The organism is Kribbella sp. NPDC054772 (assembly GCF_053611945.1).
This window is the reverse complement of sequence record NZ_JBSHBJ010000005.1, coordinates 166,014-185,633: the sequence shown is the minus strand read 5'-3', so window position 1 is coordinate 185,633 and position 19,620 is coordinate 166,014. Positions and strand designations below refer to the sequence as shown.

The 19,620-nt window shown below is 67.7% G+C and carries 13 protein-coding genes; 4 read left to right on the top strand and 9 right to left on the bottom strand.

The window, feature by feature from the left end; all coding sequences use genetic code 11:
- The first annotated feature begins 100 nt into the window (after positions 1-100).
- Entirely contained in the window at positions 101-1,531 is a 1,431-nt protein-coding gene (locus tag ACWGID_RS11240) for a pre-peptidase C-terminal domain-containing protein (RefSeq protein ID WP_452196294.1), read from the top strand.
- Positions 1,532-1,785: 254 nt separating this feature from the next.
- On the opposite strand, the gene ACWGID_RS11235 is transcribed toward ACWGID_RS11240, so the two are convergent.
- The 7 genes from ACWGID_RS11235 to ACWGID_RS11205 all read right to left on the bottom strand — a co-directional run bounded on the left by ACWGID_RS11235 (position 1,786) and on the right by ACWGID_RS11205 (position 7,732).
- Positions 1,786-2,973 carry a M20 metallopeptidase family protein gene (locus tag ACWGID_RS11235; RefSeq protein WP_452196293.1) on the bottom strand — a complete coding sequence of 396 codons (1,188 nt, stop codon included), beginning with the start codon at positions 2,971-2,973 and terminating at the stop codon, positions 1,786-1,788.
- 221 nt (positions 2,974-3,194) lie between these two features.
- Entirely contained in the window at positions 3,195-4,274 is a 1,080-nt protein-coding gene (locus ACWGID_RS11230) for a hypothetical protein (protein ID WP_452196292.1), read from the bottom strand.
- Positions 4,271-4,540, bottom strand: a complete 270-nt coding sequence (locus ACWGID_RS11225; RefSeq protein ID WP_452196291.1) for a hypothetical protein — start codon at positions 4,538-4,540, stop codon at positions 4,271-4,273. The genes ACWGID_RS11230 and ACWGID_RS11225 overlap by 4 nt, the downstream gene beginning before the upstream one ends.
- An 86-nt stretch (positions 4,541-4,626) precedes the next feature.
- Entirely contained in the window at positions 4,627-5,457 is an 831-nt protein-coding gene (locus tag ACWGID_RS11220) for a DUF72 domain-containing protein (protein ID WP_452196465.1), read from the bottom strand.
- A gap of 2 nt (positions 5,458-5,459) precedes the next feature.
- Positions 5,460-6,002, bottom strand: a complete 543-nt coding sequence (locus ACWGID_RS11215; protein WP_452196290.1) for a GNAT family N-acetyltransferase — start codon at positions 6,000-6,002, stop codon at positions 5,460-5,462.
- A 69-nt stretch (positions 6,003-6,071) separates the two neighbouring features.
- The gene (locus ACWGID_RS11210) at positions 6,072-7,151 is read right to left on the bottom strand and encodes an inositol-3-phosphate synthase (protein WP_452196289.1); all 1,080 of its coding nucleotides are present in this window, start codon (positions 7,149-7,151) and stop codon (positions 6,072-6,074) included.
- The gene (locus tag ACWGID_RS11205) at positions 7,148-7,732 is read right to left on the bottom strand and encodes a helix-turn-helix transcriptional regulator (RefSeq protein WP_452196288.1); all 585 of its coding nucleotides are present in this window, start codon (positions 7,730-7,732) and stop codon (positions 7,148-7,150) included. Before ACWGID_RS11205 ends, ACWGID_RS11210 begins: the two co-directional genes overlap by 4 nt.
- 216 nt (positions 7,733-7,948) lie before the next feature.
- Here ACWGID_RS11205 and ACWGID_RS11200 point away from each other — a divergent pair, with 216 nt between their 5' ends.
- Entirely contained in the window at positions 7,949-9,436 is a 1,488-nt protein-coding gene (locus tag ACWGID_RS11200) for a short-chain fatty acid transporter (protein WP_452196287.1), read from the top strand.
- On the opposite strand, the gene ACWGID_RS11195 is transcribed toward ACWGID_RS11200, so the two are convergent.
- Positions 9,426-11,531 carry a family 43 glycosylhydrolase gene (locus tag ACWGID_RS11195; protein ID WP_452196286.1) on the bottom strand — a complete coding sequence of 702 codons (2,106 nt, stop codon included), beginning with the start codon at positions 11,529-11,531 and terminating at the stop codon, positions 9,426-9,428. The two genes, ACWGID_RS11200 and ACWGID_RS11195, sit on opposite strands and share 11 nt — an antisense overlap.
- A 178-nt stretch (positions 11,532-11,709) precedes the next feature.
- On the opposite strand from ACWGID_RS11195, the gene ACWGID_RS11190 reads away from it, so the two are divergent.
- Together ACWGID_RS11190 and ACWGID_RS11185 are read left to right on the top strand one after the other, a co-directional pair.
- Complete coding sequence (locus tag ACWGID_RS11190; RefSeq protein WP_452196285.1) at positions 11,710-13,956, top strand: transglycosylase domain-containing protein; 2,247 nt, start codon at positions 11,710-11,712, stop codon at positions 13,954-13,956.
- Between the two features lie 123 nt (positions 13,957-14,079).
- On the top strand, positions 14,080-15,273 hold the full coding sequence (locus ACWGID_RS11185) for a mannosyltransferase family protein (protein ID WP_452196284.1): 1,194 nt from the start codon (positions 14,080-14,082) through the stop codon (positions 15,271-15,273).
- 222 nt (positions 15,274-15,495) lie between these two features.
- Here ACWGID_RS11185 and ACWGID_RS11180 read toward each other — a convergent pair whose 3' ends face one another.
- Positions 15,496-19,440 (bottom strand): GH92 family glycosyl hydrolase, encoded by a 3,945-nt coding sequence (locus tag ACWGID_RS11180; protein ID WP_452196283.1) that lies wholly within the window; start codon positions 19,438-19,440, stop codon positions 15,496-15,498.
- Positions 19,441-19,620 lie beyond the last annotated feature (180 nt).

Sequence of the window (19,620 nt, the reverse complement as noted above, 5' to 3'; positions counted from 1 at the left end):
CCCCCCCCCCCCCCCCCGCGCCGCCGGCCCCCCACCGAGATCGACGGCCCCGGGTCTTTGGGGGGACCCGCCCGCGGGGGGACGTGAGGAGGAACCCGAAGTGATCACATTCCGCCGCACCGGCGCACTCGCGTGTGCTGGTGCTGTCGTTTTCGGAGGGCTGGCCGTCGCGCTCGGCGGCCAGGCCGATGCCCAGCAGACGCCGATCGACCAGTTGCTGGCCCAGCCGTTGGCCGGTGGCCAGGCGCTCGGCAAGGTCCAGTCGCGGCTGGCCGAGGTGGCCGCGCACAACGGCCTGCCGAGCGACCAGTTGCGACAGATCCTGGCCACCGACAAGACCGCGTGGCTCGATGCCGACAGCAAGCTGTTCTTCCGCGAGCCCGGTCTGACCACCGCGCAGAAGGCGCCCGAGGTCTCGCCGCGCTGGGCGCGCTCCGCGGTCGACGGCGCCACCGGTCCGGCGTTCGAGCTGCACAGCAAACCCGGCTCGAACCGCGTCATCTACCTGGACTTCAACGGTCACACCATCACCGGTACTGCGTGGAACGCGTCGAAGGGCGTCGACCCGGTCAACGTCTCGGCGTACGACACCGATGGTGACCCGGCGAACTTCAGCACCGCCGAGCAGGACGTGGTCCGCGAGGTGTGGGCGCGAGTCGCGGAGGACTACGCGACGTTCGACGTGGACGTGACGACGCAGGAGCCGCCGCAGTCCGCGATCGACCGGTCGGGTGCGTCGGACGAGCAGTACGGAACGCGCGTGGTGATCGACCCGGACACCTGGTACCAGTCCGGGTGTGGTTGTGGCGGCGTCGCGTATGTCGGGGTCTACGACAGCACCAGCCAGCACGACTACTACCAGCCGGCGTTGGTGTTCACCAAGGGTGTCGGGACTGGTGCGAAGAACCTCGCCGAGGCTGCATCGCACGAAGCCGGCCACAACGTTGGGCTCAGTCACGACGGGACCTCCACGGTCGGGTACTACCAGGGGCACGGCGCCTGGGCGCCGATCATGGGCGTCGGGTACTACCGCGGCATCAGCCAGTGGAGCAAGGGTGAGTACGCCGACGCGAACAACAAGGAAGACGACTACGCAGTTGTCGGCTCGCACGGTCTCGCACTGCGTGCTGACGAGGCTGGTGACACGGTCGGCGACGCTGCGGCGCTGACCGTCGGTACGCCGGTGTCGGGGATCATCGCCGCCGAGAACGACACCGATGTGTACCGCGTCGATGTCAGTGCCGCTGGCAACTACACCGCGACGGCGAGCCCGGCCGCGACCGGTGGCAACCTGGACATCAAGCTGGACCTACTGGACAGCTCTGGCGCCGTCGTTGCCTCCAACGACCCGGCCTCCGGACAGAGCGACGCCGGTACGCCGACGGGCCTCGGCGCGAGTGTTAGCGGCAGCCTTCAGCCGGGTACGTACTACCTGCGGATCGACAACGTGGGCTACGGCGACCCGCTGAACACCGGCTACTCGACGTACGGCAGTCGCGGCGCCTACACCCTCGGCATCTCGCCCTCCTGACCCCTGTGGGGGGGGGGGGTTTGTCGGGGCGGCCCGCCCCAAGCGGAACCGTTTGGGGGGGCGCGGGGGGGGGGGGACTCCCCCCGCTCCCCGCCCGTCCCGCTGGCGCGCCCCCCCCCCCCGCGGCACCCCCCCCGCCGCCCCCGGGGGGCGGGACGTCCCCGGCCCCCCCCCCCCGCCACAGGCTCATCCTTTGCGGGCGCAGCCGTCGTGCTGCGCCCCCACTAGCTCAGCGTCGTGCTGCGTGCACCAGCTCAGGTCGGCAGCAAGTGCCCCGTGGCGAGGTGTGCCAGTGCGGCTGCCTGATCGGCCAGGACCGCGTCGTCGAATCGGACGATGCTGGAGTGATTCGACGGCGCCTCCGCTGCGGAAACGTCGTCCGGACGTGCACCGAACATCGCGAACGTGCCCGGCACCTTCCGCAGCACCATCGAGAAGTCCTCGGCACCCATCAACGGGTTCGCCAACCGCTCCACCCGATCCGCTCCGAACAGCCCGGACAGCGACTGGATGGTCTCCTCCGTCCGCCCCGCGTCGTTCACGGTCACCGGGTACTGCGGGTCGAGTCGCGCGTCGACCGTGCATCCGTGCGCCGCCGCGATCTGCTCCGCCAGCACCGGCAACTCCCGGGTCAGCTGGTCGAGCATCGCGTCGGACAGCGTGCGCACGGTCGCCCCGAGGCGGGCAGTGTTCGGGATGACGTTGATCGCGACCCCGGCCTCCAACTGCGTCACCGTGATCACGACCGGGTCGAACACGCTCACCCGCCGGGTCGCATACGCCTGCAACGCGAGCACCAGCTCGGCCACCACAGGCACTGGGTCCACCGTTGTCGCCGGCATCGACCCGTGGCCGCCCTTCCCACGCACGGTGATGTGCAGCTGGTTCGAGCTGGCCATCATCGTGCCAGGTCGCAGCTGGAACGTGCCTTTCGCCGCCTGCGCCCAGACATGCAGCGCGTACGCCGCGATCGGCTTGTCACCTGTGGCTTCCAGCAGGCCTTCGCGCAGCATGTACCCGGCGCCGCCGAGCCCTTCCTCGCCTGGCTGGAACATGAAGATCACGTTCCCGCGCAGTTCCTCGCGATGCGCACTCAGCAGCCGCGCGGCGCCGACGAGACCCGTGGTGTGCAGATCGTGGCCGCAGGCATGCATGTTCCCGTTCTCGGCGGCGTACTCGAGGCCGGTCTCCTCGACTACAGGCAGCGCGTCCATGTCGCCGCGCAACAACACCGTCGGCCCGGGCGCACCACCGCGCAGTACCCCGACCACCGAGGTCACCTCGTTCCCGGTGGTCACCTCCAGCGGCAGGCCGGCTATCGCGTCCATCACCTTCGCCTGAGTCTGCGGCAACACCAGTCCGACCTCGGGCTCGCGATGCAGCTCCCGCCGCAACGCCACAAGCCCTGCGTGGAGCTCCCGACTCTCACTCACCAAATCCATCCAGCACTCCTTCCATCACCCCGCGCCGCCACCGTACCCACGCCCAAGCCCAGCCACCCGCCCCATCACCCACCAAGCACCCACCACTGTCCTCACCCAGGCCTCGGCCACCGCCTTCACCGCGCGTCGGCCACGCGTCCGCCCCGCCTGCCACACGTCCGCCGCGCGTCGGTCACCGTGCTCGCCATGTCCGAGCGGCGATGACTGTGGGCGTGGGCGGTCTACGCGATTCGGTGGAGTCCTCCTCTCGTGGCGTGAGGGTTGCTGTGGGCGGGGTGGAGGTTGGTGTTGGCCGGGCGGGCTGCCGTGGGTGGTGCGATGCCGGTGAGGGCCGCGTGGTGTGGTGGTGGGATGTGTCCGGCGGAGGGTGGCACCTGCTCAGCTGATGGTGGGGTTTGACGAGTGGGCGTCAGCATCTGGCGCGTGGGTGGTGGGAAAGCTAGAGCATTTGGGTCTGGGCCGAACAGGGCTGCGGATTCGGCGGAGCGGATCTCGTGGTCGAGGTGGTCGAGGATGTGGTCGGCGGTGGACAGGGACTTGGCGGTGGCGAAGCTGGGGGCGGTGAGCTCGTAGGCCTCGAGGTGCGTGAGGCCGGAACGCAGGGTGGTTTCCAGGCGGGATCGGGTGATGACACCAGGCGGCAGCTCCAGGTCGGGGAGGCGGGTGGAGTTGTAGACGAGATCGACCAGCAGGGGGAACTGACCGTCAGCGGTCTGACGGTTGAGGAGATCGAGGACCTCGCCGCGGCGGAGGCCGTTGCGGTTCTCCAGGTCGGCGCTGATCTTGCGGATAGCGGGCACGAACGCGGCGTAGTACCCCGGCGCCTGGACGGAATTGATGCCGGGAGCAACTCTGTCGATGCCTAGTCGGTGGATGTACTCGTCGAGATGATCGTGCGCCCAGGCTTCGGTGACGCCTTCCTCCAGTTGCCGGCTGCCGGGTTTGAGGAAGGCTTCGCGGGCCGACTCCTGGGTGGAGCCGGACGGACCGAGGAAGTGGGCGTGTTCGTGGAGCAGTGTGGCCAGGGACTCCCGGTAGCTGGCAAGGGTGGGGATGGCGTGATCCTCACCGGCGTGCTCGTACAGGTGGTGGATGGGATCGAGGATGGATTCGCGGTCGAGATAGAGCGTGCCGTCCCAGTGCGCCAGACCGAGCACACCGGCGGGTGCCTCGGCGATCCGCCCGTTCCACGCCGACTGGTCGGCCCCGGCAAGAACGCGAGCGGTCTCGCCGCTGGCGGCGAGGAGTTCAGCGGCGGAGGTCGGGACGGTAGGGCTGGGTGCGGTCGTCGCGGTGGTCACGAGCGGAACGCGATCGCGAGCCGGACGAGCGAGTCGGCAGTGCGTCGGAAGCGGGCCTGGTCGTGCGGATCGTCGGCGTCGGCCGCGAGCCGCCCGAGCTCGGTGATCAGCCAGTCGGCCCGAGCCTGCCGCTCGTCGACGGGCGCGACCGACGCGACTGCGGCGACTGCGGCGACAGGCGCGCCAGATCCGGCCGATGCGGCAGATGCGGCCGTCGCGACAGATCCGGCAGGTGCGTACGGCGTCGTACCGCTGGGGTGCTCCATGTGATGTCCTCCCGAGGTGTGAAGTCGGCGGAGAACATACGGAGATCGACCACGAAATCAGCGGCCGATTCTGGAGCTGTGGATAACTAGAAGAGCGTCGGCGGCTCGGTGGCGACCGGTTCGGGGAGCGGCGCCAGTGTGGGCACCGCTGCGGCGACAGTCGCGTGGAAGCGGCGCGCGAGGTTGAGCGCCTCGTCGTTGTCCGGGGTGTGCAGGAAGATCGTCGGGGAGCGCCCTTCGGACAGCCAGGTCACGACGAGTTCGACGAGGTACGCCCAGCCTTCGACGGTTTCGTGGACAGAGTCCCGGCCGATGTAGCGCACGATCGGGTGGCCGGTGAGCGCACGGGTCCGCCGGGCGACCCGCGGCTTCTTCATCCAGGCGTCGCGCTCGGCGAGGCTCGTCGGGCGGCGACCGAACAGCGTGCCCGTGTCGAACGGCACCCATTCTGCGTTCGCGCGGGCCAGCACGCGCTCCAGGTTGGCGGCCGCGCCCGGGTCCTCGAAGAACGCACGGTGGCGGACCTCGACGGCGTACCGGAACTCGCGGGGCGCGTGGTGCAGGAAGGCGGCGAGGGTGCCGAGGTCGGTGGGGGAGAACGCGGCCGGCAGTTGGATCCACAGGGCATGGTTGCGCGGGCCGAGCGGTTCGACGGCGCTCACGAACTCGCGCAGTTCCGCGTCGACGTTGGTCAGTCGTCGCTCATGGCTGATGACCTGCGGCAGCTTCACCACGAAACGGAAGTCCGGCGGTGTCTGCGCAGCCCAGGAAGCCACCGAGGACACGGACGGCGTCGCATAGAACGTGGTGTTGCTCTCGACCGCATTGCACCACGAGGCGTACGACCGCAGCTTCTCCCGAGCCGGCTGCGGCCAGGCGGGATGCGTCCACTGCGCACAACCGACGTGAAGCGGCATGGTCACAGCGCCCGGACGTACTGCCGGCAGACATGCACCCGCTCGAACCGCTCCCGCATCGAGGCCTCGGCCGACATCGGCGCATGCATGAACGCAGACACCACTTTGTCCACCCCGTCGGGCGCCTCAAAGCCGTCCGAGTCGTCCTGCCACGACTTGTAGACATGCAGATACCGGAAGCTCTCCACGAACCCCGACCGCTGGTACCAAGCGTTCGCCGACGCATCCCCACGCGTCCACGCATCCAGTACGCCGACCTTCAGCCGAGGCAGCACCGCCTCGAGCATCTGAGACGCCAACCCGCGCCGCTGATGATCCGGATGGACGGCGAGCACGTCGATCGTTGCCCGGTCCTCGAAGATCTCGACGTCCATCAGCCCGACGACCGTGTCGTCCTCGGCCGCGACGAGGCGATACGCGGGGTTCTCGAACGTGGGGCGGTCGACCACGACGTCGTCGAAGTACTCGGTGCCGAAGAAGCCGAGCAGGCGGCAGCGTAGCCAGCTGTGGGCGTCGGAGTCGCGGTACGCACGGATCTCGGTCATCCGGCGCCATGATGGCACGCTGCCCCGCGACCCGGGAGGGGTGCGGGGCGGCGTGCTGTCAGAACGAGGTCAGCGCTCGACCTCGCCGCGGATGAACTTCTCCACCAGGTCGCGGCAGACGTCGTCGGCGTACTGCTCCGGCGGCGACTTCATGAAGTACGAAGAGGCGGAGAGGATCGGGCCGCCGATGCCGCGGTCCTTGGCGATCTTGACCGCGCGGATGGCGTCGATGATGATGCCGGCCGAGTTCGGCGAGTCCCAGACCTCGAGCTTGTACTCCAGCGACAGCGGGACGTCGCCGAAGTTGCGGCCCTCGAGCCGGATGAACGCCCACTTGCGGTCGTCCAGCCAGGCCACGTAGTCCGACGGGCCGATGTGCACGTTGCGGGGCTCGATCTCGTCGCGCAGCTGCGAGGTGACCGACTGCGTCTTGCTGATCTTCTTGGACTCCAGGCGCTCGCGCTCGAGCATGTTCTTGAAGTCCATGTTGCCGCCGACGTTCAGCTGGTACGTGCGGTCCACGGTGACACCGCGGTCCTCGAACAGCTTGGTCAGCACGCGGTGCGTGATGGTGGCACCGATCTGCGACTTGATGTCGTCGCCGACGATCGGCACGCCGGCCGCGGTGAACTTGTCCGCCCACTCCTTGGTGCCGGCGATGAACACCGGCAGCGCGTTCACGAACGCGACACCCGCGTCGATCGCGCACTGCGCGTAGAACTTGGCCGCCTGCTCCGAACCCACCGGCAGGTAGCAGACCAGGACGTCGACCTGCGCCTCGCGCAGCGCCGCGACCACGTCGACAGGGTCCGCGTCGGACTCGGTGATGGTCTCCCGGTAGTACTTGCCGAGGCCGTCGAGGGTGTGACCACGCTGGACGGTGACGCCGGTCGGCGGCACGTCGCAGATCTTGATCGTGTTGTTCTCGCTGGCACCGATCGCGTCGGCGAGGTCCAGGCCGACCTTCTTGCCGTCGACGTCGAACGCGGCCACGAACTGCACGTCGCGGACGTGGTAGTCGCCGAACTGGACGTGCATCAGACCCGGGACGCGCTCCTCGGGCTTGGCGTCGCGGTAGTAGTGCACGCCCTGGACGAGCGAGCTTGCGCAGTTGCCGACGCCGACGATCGCTACGCGGATCGAGGTCATCTGGAATCTCCTTGAGTAGGCGGGTGGTGCTTGTCAGGGGGCCGCTGGTGCCGCCGCTCGCCGTCGATCAACTCGGACAGCCAGCGGACCTCGCGCTCGGCCGACTCCAGGCCGTGCCGTTGCAGCTCGAGGGTGTAGGCATCGACGCGCTCCGCCGTCCGGCTCATCGCCGCCCGGAAGTTGGCCAGCCGCTCCTCCATCCGGGCCTTGCGGCCCTCGAGGATGCGCAACCGGGTGGCCGGATCGGTCCGGCCGAAGAACGAGAAGCGGACGCCGAAGGTGTCGTCCTCCCAGGCCGACGGGCCGGCCTCGTGCATCGCGTGCGCGAAGTAGTCCTTGCCGTCGGCGGTGATCGTGTACACGATCTTGGGCCTGCGACCCGACTCCGGCGTCCCGGGGTCGGCCGTGATCAGCCCGTTGCGAAGCATCGCTTTCAGGCACGGGTAGAGCGAACCGAACGACAGCACGCGTCCCCACCCGAACTGGGCGTTGACGCGCTTGCGGAGCTCGTAGCCGTGCATCGGCGCTTCGTGCAGCAGACCGAGTACGGCGAGCTCCAGGACACCACTGCGGTTTCCCATGACTCACCTCCCTCGGTCCTAGTTTGTCATGACCTGATGTATCGGTTCGATACATCGCACCGCCACTGTAAGCAGACGCCAGGCCTGTGGACAAGCCCTAACAAAGTCCGCGTTTGTCAGCTATAAGGGCCGCCGCGCCCAGAAACCTGTTACGTCAGGCGCCGATCTGCGTTAATCGAATGACAACCCAGAGTCGTGGTCCAGGAGCGGAGGGTCATGGCCGACGTCCATGCCAAGCACGCCAAGTCCGATGTCGAGACCGACGGGGCGCTCGCCCGGCTGGCGCTGCGGTTCACCGCCTTCACCGAGAAATGGCTGCCGGACGCGTTCGGATTCGTCCTGGTCGGCACGTTCGTGGTGCTGGCGTTCGGCCTGCTCACCGGCGAACCGCTGCTGAAGCGCCCCGACGACCCGGCCGCGACCAAGGGCTTCGGGCTGGTCGACGCCTGGGGCATCGGGTTCTGGTCGCTGATCACGTTCACCCTGCAGATGGCGATGATCATCATCGGTGGGTACGCCGTCGCGACCAGCGGACCGGTCGCGCGTCTGATCACCCGACTGGCGCGGATTCCGAAGAGTCCACGGAGTGCGGTCGCGTTCGTCGCCGCGATCGCGATGCTGGCGTCGTACCTGAACTGGGCGTTCAGTCTGATCTTCGCCGCGATCCTGGCGCGCGAAGTGGCGCGGAACGTGCCGAAGGCGGATTACCGCGCGCTGGGTGCGATGGCGTTCCTTGGTCTCGGGACTGTGTGGGCACAGGGGCTGTCCGGCTCGGCCGCGTTGCAGGTGGCGAGTGCGAGCAGCAGTCCGCCGCCGGTGCAGGAAGTCATCAAGGCAAGCGGCCACGCGAGTGGACTGATCCCGCTCAGCGACACGATCTTCACCTGGCAAGCGCTCGTGGCGACGCTGATCGTGTACGTCGTCGGCGTCGGGATGGCGTGGTTCATCGCCCCGGGAGAAGGCACTGCGCGGACCGCGGACGACATCGGGATCGAACTCAAACCGCTGATCGGCCGAGGATCGGCATACAACGGTCAGCGGGAGGAGGGCGAGACGCGGAGGCCTGGTGACTGGTTGGAGCATTCACCACTGTTCAGTCTGCTGATCGTTCTGCTCGGTGCGGTCTATCTGGTCCGCTACTTCAGTGGGAAGAGTTTCTTCAACGCACTGGACCTCAACACGGTCAACCTGATCCTGTTCCTGCTCGCACTGCTGCTGCATTGGCGGCCGTGGCGGATGGCGCGCGCGGTGCGTGACGGTGCTCCCGCGGCAGCCGGCGTACTGCTCCAGTTCCCCTTGTACGGCGGGATCTTCGGGATGATCGCCTACACGGGGATCTCCGCGCGACTGGCCGGCTGGTTGGTGCACGCGAGCAACCAGTTCCTGTTCCCGCCACTCGTCGCGATCTATTCGTGCGTGCTCGGCATCTTCGTCCCGAGTGGCGGCAGCAAGTGGGTCATCGAGGCGCCGTACGTGCTGCAGGCTGCCAACGAGCTCAAGGTCGACGCGGGCTGGATGGTCGTCGTGTACGACCTCGGGGAGGCGAGCGCCAATCTGCTGCAACCGTTCTGGATGCTGCCGACGCTCGCCATCCTCGGCCTGAAGGCGCGGGACATCATGGGCTACACGTTCACGATGTTCCTGGCCTGCTTCCCCGCCGCACTGATCGCCGTGACGCTACTGGCGCCGCACATCACCTCATGACCCGGAAGTAGTCGAACTGCGCGGTCGCCTTGCCGTACTGCGCTTCTGTCTGCGTTGACGATCCCTGCGACACCAGTCCGATCCGAGGCGTCGTACCGGCGGGCAGCGTCCAGGCCGCACCCCACACCCAGTGCTTCCTGTCGGTGCTGGACGCAGCGCGGTACCGGTGCTCACCGGTCTGCGGTACGACGTCGTGCGCGAGCCGCAACCAGGTCGTCTCGGCCGGCGGACCGATCATCGCGCCGCCGAACGTGACGACAGACGGAGCGCCGACCGGAGTGAACCGCATCCGCTTGCCGAACTCGACGAAACGGCCGGTGCCACCGGCAACGTGGTCGAGCCGCATCCAGTTCTCGTCGTCCACATAGACCAGCAGACCGGCCTGCTGGTAGTTCCGCACGGTGTCGGTGCCGACGTCGAGCTTCAGCTTGGTCTCCACGACGAAGTCGCCAGTCGGCTGATCACGCAGCAGCAGAGACGCCTTGGCTGCTGTGTTGTTGTCAGTCAGGTCGTTCGTCTCGGTCTTCCACTGCAGTTCGCCGTTGCTGACCGTGGCGTCCGCACTGGTGTTCCGCCAGGTCCAGCCAGAGCCCAGTCCGCGCGTGAACTCGTCGGAGTACCGCTGGTCGACCTGACCGATGCGAGGAGTGGGTGCAGCACGCGTGACCGGCTTGTACAGAGGTGCGACCGAGAAGTTGCCGGCTGCACCGACCGGGCTCGCAGTACCGCCGGTCCGCGCGACCGGAACGGAGATGGTGGACAGGGCATCGCCGAGTCGGTCCTCGCTGAACTCGGCTGTCGCCTGGTGACCGCGGACCTCCAAGGAGACAGTGCCTGGGACATTCAGTGGAAGACGCGCGGTCCGCGTGAAACCGGTAGCTGTCGTCAGTCGGAGCTGGCCGTTGTCGATGACCGCAGTCGCGCCGCCTGCGGTCACACCTTGGCCGGATCCCGTCACGTCAACCTCAGCGCGTACGTCGCCTGGTACGGCGCTCGACGTGGTGACTGGGGAGGCCTTGCTCGACTCGCTCGGGCCGGCGCCGGCGTTGACGGCAGGCCAGCCGTCGATCCAGTCGAGGCGGTCCAGCAGCATCGGTCGGAGCAGCCACCCGTTGGAGTTGGTCACGAACGGGTCCGTCCGGTCGACCGCGTGGTACGCGAACCACTGCTGACCGCTCAGGTCCGTGACGATCGACGAGTGCCCCGTACCGACCCAGCGGTTCCCGTTCGACGCGACCACCGGCGTACCTCCGGTGCGAGACGCGTTCAGGTCGTTGCCGAGTCGATCCACGAACGGCCCGAGTGGACTACGGGATCGGCCGGCGAAGACGGCGTACCCGGTGGTCGGGCCGGCGCAGCAGTTCGAGGAGGAGCCGAACAAGTAGTAGTACCCGTCGCGCTTCACGACGTACGGACCCTCGAAGCGGTCGCGGGCCACGTCGGTGACGGCACCGACGGTCCGCAGTCCGTCAGCGGTCAGTCGTACGGCGTGGATGCCGCCGTTGTAACTGCCCCAGTACAGGTACCGCGTACCGTCCGTGTCCGTGAACTCGGCTGGGTCGATGGTCCACTGGAATCCACCACCGGACGCTGGCCGTGGCGCGACAACAGGTGCGCCGGAGTCGGTCCACGGGCCTGCTGGCGTCGGGGCGGTCGCCGCACCGATCGCGTAGTCCCAGTTGTCCGGCGTGGTCGTGGTGTTGTGGACGGTGAAGTACAGCACGTACTTCCCGTCGATGTAGCGGATGTCCGGAGCCCAGAACCCGCTGGTCGGGTCGGCCCAGGTCGGCCGGTTGTCCGCGCCGAACACCGAGCCCACCTTCTCCCAGTGCGTCAGGTCGCGGGAGCGGGCGATCTTGTACGAGTCGCCGTCGTGCCCGTCCTTCGCGTACGGACCGCCGGTCGAGTAGGCGTACCACCAGCCGTCCCGGCCCTTGATCATCGACGGGTCCGGGAAGTCGGCCGAGTACCCGGCGGTGACGGGGTTGGCGTAGCCGGTGGCCGGCGGGGCCGCGGCGTGGGTCACAGGCGCGGCGTGGGTGACGGACGTGGCCAGCAGACTGAGGCCGGCGGCGAGCAGTGAGAGGCGGATCACAGTCGTCAGCCAAGGCCAACCTTGCAACGTTGTAAAGGGTCAGTACTCCGGTGCCCGTAGACCACTTTTCGCTTGGGAGACCCGGCGTTGCTACGATCCGGAGCGGATTCGGGCCCGTTACCACACCCACCGTAGTCTGTGGGGCAATGACTTCCGCGAGATCGTCGAGGATTGCACTGTGAGTGAAGCTCGTAGAAAGGCCGCCCCGACCCGCCGGCGCAAGAAGCACTGGGCGCTGCGGGTCCTCGGGTGGTTCGCCGCACTCCTCTTCCTCGGCGTCATCGCGGGCTGCGCGGCGTTCTTCATCATGTACCAGACGACGAAGATCCCGGACCCGAACAAGGAGTTCGCCACCAACACCACCACGGTGACGTACGCCGACCAGCGGAACCCGCTGGGATCGTTCTACGAGCAGAACCGGCACACGGTGCCGCTCGCCCAGATCCCGAAGTGGGTGCAGGACTCGGTCATCGCCGCCGAGGACCGCACGTTCTGGACGAACCCCGGTATCTCCCCGTCCGGCATGGTCCGGGCCGGCGTGAACATCATGCGAGGTGAGCAACTGCAGGGTGGTTCGACGATCACCCAGCAGTACGTCAAGGTCATGTACCTGACTCAGGAGCGGACGGTCTCCCGCAAGTTCAAGGAACTGTTCATCGCCACCAAGCTGGGCCGGCAGCAGGATAAGAGCAAGACCCTCGAGGGCTACCTGAACACGATCTACTTCGGTGAGGGTGCGTATGGCATCTCCGCCGCGGGTGATGCCTACTTCAAGAAGTCTGACCCGAAGACGCTGAGCGTTCCGGAGTCGGCTCTGCTCGCGACCGTGCTGAACAACCCGACCCTGTTCGACGTCAATGACCCCGATCCGCGGACCAAGAAGCGGATCATCGACCGCTACAAGTACGTGCTCGACGGCATGCAGCAGATGGGCACGATCACCCCGGCCCAGGAGAAGCAGTACGCCAACAAGCTGCCGACGCTCAACCCGAGGGAGAAGAGCAGCCGCTACGGGGGTCCGAACGGCTTCCTGCTCGACATGGCGCGCAAAGAGCTGGTGCGCCTCGGCTTCGACGAGGACGCGATCACCGGTGGCGGTCTGAAGGTCACCACCACGTTCAACTACCAGCAGCAGAAGAAGATCCTGCTCGCCGCCAAGAACGAGCACCCGGAGAAGACCGGCGGACTGCACGTCGGGATGGCCGCGGTGCAACCCGGCACGGGCCAGTTGCTGGCGATGTACGGCGGACCGGACTTCCTGAAGAGTCAGCTGAACTGGGCGACGACGAAGGCCAGACCGGGTTCGTCGTTCAAGCCGTTCGCGTTGGCCGCGGCGCTCGAGCAAGGGAAGTCGCTCTGGGACGTCTATCAAGGCGACAGTCCGATCGTGGTCCAAGGGCAGAAGTTCGGTAACGAGCTCAGCACCGACTACGGCGACGTCACGCTGATGAAGGCGACGGAGCAGTCGATCAACACCGCCTTCTACGACCTGGTCGACAACGCCATGGAGGACGGGCCCTCCAAGGTCGTCGACGCTGCCGAGGCGGCGGGTGTCCCGGCAACGAAGACACTGGAGAAGGACCGGAAAGCCCCGGCCACCGTGCTCGGCCCGGACGCGTACGCCTCGCCGGTCGACATGGCGAACGCCTACGCGACGTTCGCTGCCGACGGCAAGTACACGCCACTGCACGTGATCAAGGAAGTCCGCGGCCCGGACGGCAAGGTGCTGTGGTCGGACGCGCAGGTGCTGAAGCAGCAGAAGGATGCCTTCGATCCGGAGATCGCCAAACTGGTGAACTTCGCCCTGCAGAACGTGGTTCAGAAGGGCACCGGCGAGGGCGCCAAGGATCTGGACCGTGCGGTCGCCGGCAAGACCGGTACGGCGGGTGGCGTCGCCGTTGAGGACCGTGCGAAGAACAAGGCGTGCGATGGCTGTAAGGAGGGCTCCGCGACGCTGACCTCGTGGTGGACGGGCTACACGCCGCAGGTGTCCACGTCGGTGCTGTACCGGGCCGGCGCCACTGGTGAATCGGACCTCGACCCGTACAGCGACGACCCCGCGTTCTTCGGTGGCAACTGGCCGCTGAAGACCTGGCTGGCGTTCATGAAGTCGGCCCTCGAAGGTGTGCCCGACGCGGAGTTCGCGGAGCCGGACAAGGACCAGATCAAGGACACGTCGACCCCGACGTTCACGCCGCCGACGAACACGCCGACGAACACCCCGCCGCCCAGCACGCCGCCCCCGAGCACCCCGCCGCCGAGCACACCGCCGCCCAACACGCCGCCCCCGAACACGCCGACGGACAAGCCGACCAAGACGAAGCCGACGAAGCCGACGACGACCCCGGTCTTCCCGTCACTACCGACCGGCGGGGCGACGACCAAACCCACCGACACTCCGCGAACACCCGGCGGAGGCCAATAGCTCCACCAGAACGGCACCCCACCCGGGGTGCCGTTCTTGTTGACGGGGCCGGACCGGCTGGCACGGGGATGAGGGACGATAGAGGCGTGACTCGGGTGGACTGTGGTGTGCGGTGGTGTGGGCGTGTTTGAGCGCTTGGCCGTCGGTGAGCCCAGGCCCGGGCGGGCTCGGCGGGCTCGGGTGGACGGGGTCGGCTGGAAGCGGTGGATGCCGACCGCGCAGGCCCGGGAGGTGCTCGGGTGGTGGCTGGTCACCCGGATCGGGCTGTTCTTACTGTCGATTTCGGCGCCGTTGCTGTTCAACCGTGGCAGTGATTACCCGAACGTCTGGCGCGCCTGGTTGCAGTGGGACGTTTGGCACCTGAAGGCGGTCGCCGAGTTCGGCTACAACCATGGCGAGCCGTCCGGTGCGCCGCTGGCCGCGTTCTTCCCGGGGTTCCCGTCGCTGATGCGGCTGGTCAGCTACACCGGCATCGGGTACGTCGCCGCGGGCATCGTGGTGTCGGCGGTCGCCAGCGCGGTCGCGGGTGTCTATCTCGCGCGACTGGCGCAGTACGAGTTCCCGGAGCTGAAAGGTATCGGGCCGAACGCCGCGGTCATCTGGTACTGCGCTCCGGTCGGGGTGTTTCTCGCCGCGGGGTACACCGAGGCACTGTTCTGTGCGTTCGCCTTCCCGGGCTGGCTGGCCGCTCGGCAGGGGCGCTGGGCCCGCGCCGCGATCTTCGTCGCGCTGGCGTCGACCGTGCGGGTGTCCGGGCTCTTCCTGATCTTCGCGTTGCTGGTCGAGTTCCTGACCTCGAAGAAGCGGGACTGGCTGTCACTGCCCTGGCTGGCGTTGCCCGCCGTACCGGTGCTCGGCTTCATGGCGTACCTGAAGCAGATTCACGGGTCCTGGTTCGCCTGGCAGCAGGCGCAGGAGAAGGGCTGGGCGCGCGAGTTCACCTGGCCGTGGACCTCGCTGATGCACACCGTTCAGGCCGCCAGCACGGGCCACTTCCCGGCGGACCGCAGCGACTGGACCTGGATGTTCCGCGCCGAGCTGGTCGCCCTCTTCGTCGGGCTGATCCTCCTGGTCTGGCTGTTCTGGCGCCGCTCCTGGGGCGAGGCGGCCTGGGTCGCCGCCACGCTGGGCGCCTTCTGTACGTCGTTCTGGATCTACTCGCTCACCCGCGCCACCCTGCTGATGTGGCCGCTGTGGATCGGGCTGGCCGTCCTGTCCAGACGCAAACCGTGGCTCGGCCGGCTGTACCTGGGCGTGGCGATCCCACTGGCCGCGATCTGGGCGGCCGCCTTCTTCACCGGCCGCTGGTCCGGCTGAGGAGAACCGGGGCCTGGAGCCCGCCTTTGTCCGGCATGTGGACAGTTCTGGGCGAAGGCAACCCTCGGGAGGGTTCGGACGTCGATAGGGAAGAAGGGGTGGCAGTCCGGGCGGGGACCGCCACCCCTCATTCGCCAAGAATCCGGCGGAGCCTCTCAGGGGCAGGCTCCACGGCGACACGATCGAGGGCGACGGCAGCAGCCGTCGCCCTCGCGTCGTCTGTCAGCCCCAGTTGCGGTCGATCGACTGGGACGGGGTCGGGCTCGGCTTGGTCGCCGCGACCCGCTTGTCGCTCGGGTGCGTCCCGGTCTCGACGCCCTTCAGCGTGCCCAGGAGCTCGATCTCGGACAGCGTGACGCCGTCAGCGCCCGCCGCCGGGGTCAGCACCAGGCGGTACTGCGTGTACGCCTTGGGAGACGCGACACTGAAGGACCTGGTGTACGACGCCCACGCCCATTTCTGATCGGTACGCCGGTCCACCGTCGTCCACGTCGTACCGTCGTTGGATCCTTCCAGCGTCCAGGCGGACGGCGCCGTACCGGTTGCGCCGCTGGTCAGCGTGTACATGCCGACCGGGCGGCCCTGCGGCAGGGCGACCGTGACGGTCGGCTGCGCGCCGGGCAGCGTGACCTGCGTCTTCGAGTCGTTGTCGATCAGCGTCGAGACGTCCGTACCGCCCGCACCGATCACCGCGCCGGTGTCGGAGGTGGAGTCCCGCCACGTCATCGGGTCCTCGCCCGGAGTGGTGATCGACGGCGGGGCGTCGTTGCGTCCGGTGCCCCACTTGGTCGGCTGGTCGGTCATCTCGAACTCGATCTTGCCGCCGTTCGCGATCAGGTCGTGCGGCAGCGCGGTCGAGGTCCAGTTCTTGCCGTTGACCTTGACGCTCTTCACGTAGATGTTCTTCGCGGAGTTCTGCGGCGCGCTGACCACCAGCTTCTTGCCGCCGGCCAGTCGGATCGTCGCCTTGGTGAACAGCGGCGAACCGATCGCGTACGACGGTGAACCGACCTGCAACGGGTAGAAGCCGAGCGAGCTGAACAGGAACCACGACGACATCTCGCCGTTGTCCTCGTCACCCGGGTACCCCTGGCCGATCTCGGACCCGAGGTACAACCGGGACAGCACCTCACGCACCTTCTCCTGCGTCTTCCACGGCTGCCCGGCCACGTCGTACATGTAGGTGATGTGGTGCGACGGCTGGTTGCTGTGCCCGTACTGACCCATCCGGACGTCGCGGGCCTCGAGCATCTCGTGGATCGTGCCGCCGTACCCGCCGGGGTGCAGCGCGTCCTCGGGGGTGCTGAAGAACTCGTCGAGCTTCTTCGCCAGACCGTCCCGGCCGCCGTAGATCGCGGCCAGACCGGCCCCGTCCTGCGGTGTCGAGAACGCCATGTTCCACGCGTTCGTCTCGGTGTAGTCGTGACCCCAGTCCTGCGGGTCGAACGTGGTCGGCGAGTTGCCCCAGACTCCGTCCGGGCCCTTGCCCTGGAAGAACCCGACCGTCGGGTCGAACAGCGTGACGTAGTTCCGGGCCCGGTTCAGGAAGTACTTGTAGTTGTCCAGGTACTCCTGCTTGCGTGGGTCGTTCCGCTTCGCCTGGTCGTAAAGCGCCTTCGACAGGTTCGCGATGCCGTAGTCGTTGATGTAGCCGTCCATTGACCAGCTGAAGCCCTCACCGGTGGTGTTGGCCGTGTAGCCGTTGAACGTGGACAGGTCCATGCCCTTGCGGCCGACGTTCTGCGACGGTGGTACGACGGACGCGTTCTTCACCGCCGCGTCGTACATCGCCGGGACGTCGATCCCCTTGATCCCCTTCAGGTACGCGTCCGCGAAGGCGACGTCGGACGACGTACCGACCATCAGGTTCGCGTACCCCGGTGACGACCAGCGGGAGATCCAGCCGCCGTCCTTGTACTGCTGGACGAACCCGTTGACCAGACTCGCCGCGTCGTCCTGGGAGAACAGCGAGTACGCCGGCCACACAGTGCGGTACGTGTCCCAGAACCCGTTGTTCACGTAGGTCTGGCCGGCCACGATCTTCGAGCCGGTGGTGGTCGGTGTGTCGGTGCCGACCTTGGGGGAGGTCGGCGACGCGTACGTGATCACCGGCTTCGACGCCGTACCGGTGTTCTCGGAACCGTTGTTCGGGTAGAGGAACAGCCGGTAGAGGTTCGAGTACAGCGTGGTCAGCTGGTCGGCCGTCGCGCCCTCGACCTCGATCGTGCTGAGCTTCTTGTCCCACTGCTCCTGCGCGGCGTCCTTGACCTGGTTGAACTTCGAGCCCTCGGGAAGCTCCAGCTCCAGATTCTTGCGAGCCTGTGCAGTACCGATCAGCGAGGTGGCCATCCGCAGCTGCACTTGAGTGGTCTTGGCGTCGAACATGAAGTAGCCGCCGACGTTCGCGCCGCCGCCGTTGGACAGTTTGCCCGAGGCAAGGACCTTCTGGTCCACGACGCCGTACACGAACAGGCGGCCGGCGCCGTTGGACAGTCCGCTCTTGATGTCGGAGTACCCGGTGACCACGCCGGTCGCTGGGTCGAGGGTCAGACCGCCGCTGTTGTTGACGTTGTCGAAGACCAGCGACGCCTTCCCGGCGGGGAAGCTGAACCGCAGCATCGCCGCGTGGTCGGTCGGCGCGATCTCGGCCGCGTTGCCGTTGTCGAACGTGACGCCGTAGTAGTACGGCCGGGCGATCTCGTTGTCGTGGCTGAACGACCACGCGCGGGCCTTGCGATCCGCGGTCGGGGTGTCGGCCGTCGACGGCATCACCTGGAACGTCTGCCGGTCACCCATCCACGGGCTCGGCTCGTGGCTGATCGACAACGCCTGCATCGTCGGCTTGTTCGCCTCGTTGTTGCCCTTGGCGTAGTCGTACAGCCAGGAGGTCGAGCCGGCGTTCGTGACCGGCGTCCAGAAGTTGAAGCCGCGCGGTACGGCGGTCGCCGGGAAGTTGTTGCCGCGCGAGAAACCGCCGGTGGCGTTCGTCCCGCGGGTGGTCAGCGCCAGGTCCGACGGGTGCTTGGCCGCGGTCTTCTGGGCGGCCAGGTCCGGGTTGATCGCGGCGGCGATCCGGATGTCGTCGAGCCAGCCGCGGAAGTCGGCGGGGCCGGACGGCTTGTCGTACCCGACCAGGATCCGGGTGATCGTCTTGCCGGCGGCCACCGCGCCGAGGTCGGCCTCGACGTTGTTCCACTGGTTCGTGGACAGCGCCTTCGAGTCGCCCTGGCCGCGCGGGCTGAGCTCGAACCCGTGGTGGTCCTTCGCCTTCAGGTCGCTCAGATAGGTGCCGTCGGAGAACGCGAGGTCGAGCGCGGCGTACGTGCTCGGATAGCTCAGGTCGCCTTCGACGTGCTCGGGGAAGATCTTGTACGAGAGACGGGTGTCCTTACCCACCAACAGGTCGACGTCGGAGATCTTGTTCCAGGTGTAACCACGACCCTTGCTGTCCTGATGACCGGCGTACCGGAAGGACTTGACGCCGGTGAAGCCGACGCGGGCGCGGGCGTTGTAGGCGCTGGTCGGGCCGGAGTCCAGCCGCGACTCCGCGACCGGTCCGGGCGGCGGCAGCGGGTCGCCGTTCGAGAGGTACCAGTCGGCGAGCTGGACGATGTTCTCGCCGTGGTTCAGCGTGACGTCCAGCTTGAAGTACGTGTACGCCGTGGTGTTGGCGAAGCTGTACTCCCTGGTCTGGAAGCGGTTCTCGAAGCTCTGGTTCGTCTGGGTGTCCAGCGTGGTCCAGGTGGTGCCGTCGTTCGAGCCGGACACGGTCCAGTTCTTCGGGTCGCGACCGTCGGCGTCGTTCGCCGAGGTCAGCGCGTACTTCTTGATCACCACCGGGGCCGAGGTCTGGTAGACCAGCCAGCCGGTCGGCTGGAACACCAGCCACTTGGTGAACTTGTCACCGTCCGCGGCGTTGCTGGCGATCTCGCCGCCGCCGGTGTTCTCACCGCTGGCGGTCACCTTGGTGACCTTGTCCATCTCGCTGCCGCCGATCCCGGTCGGCGTCGGGCCGCGGACACCGTCGGTGCGCGGCTTCCCGTCCGGTCCGGTTTCGACCGCGTCGGTGTAACCCGGCTGCGGCTGCCCGGGCTCGAACGAGGTGAAGTACGACGAGCCGCTGACGACCTCCTGCGCGGAGGAGGGGACGGCATGTGCTGGCGTCATGGCAGACGACATTGTCACAACTAACCCGAGAGACGCGACGAGCCCCAGGGGGCGGCGGAGATCCATCTACGCTCCTTGCACACGGCCGGCACCACGGGACGCCCCCGTCCGCCGGTGTGGGTCCGCGGCCCCGATGACAAGGTTGTCAGCCCGCGCCCGGCCGTGATCGTCTCCCGCCGA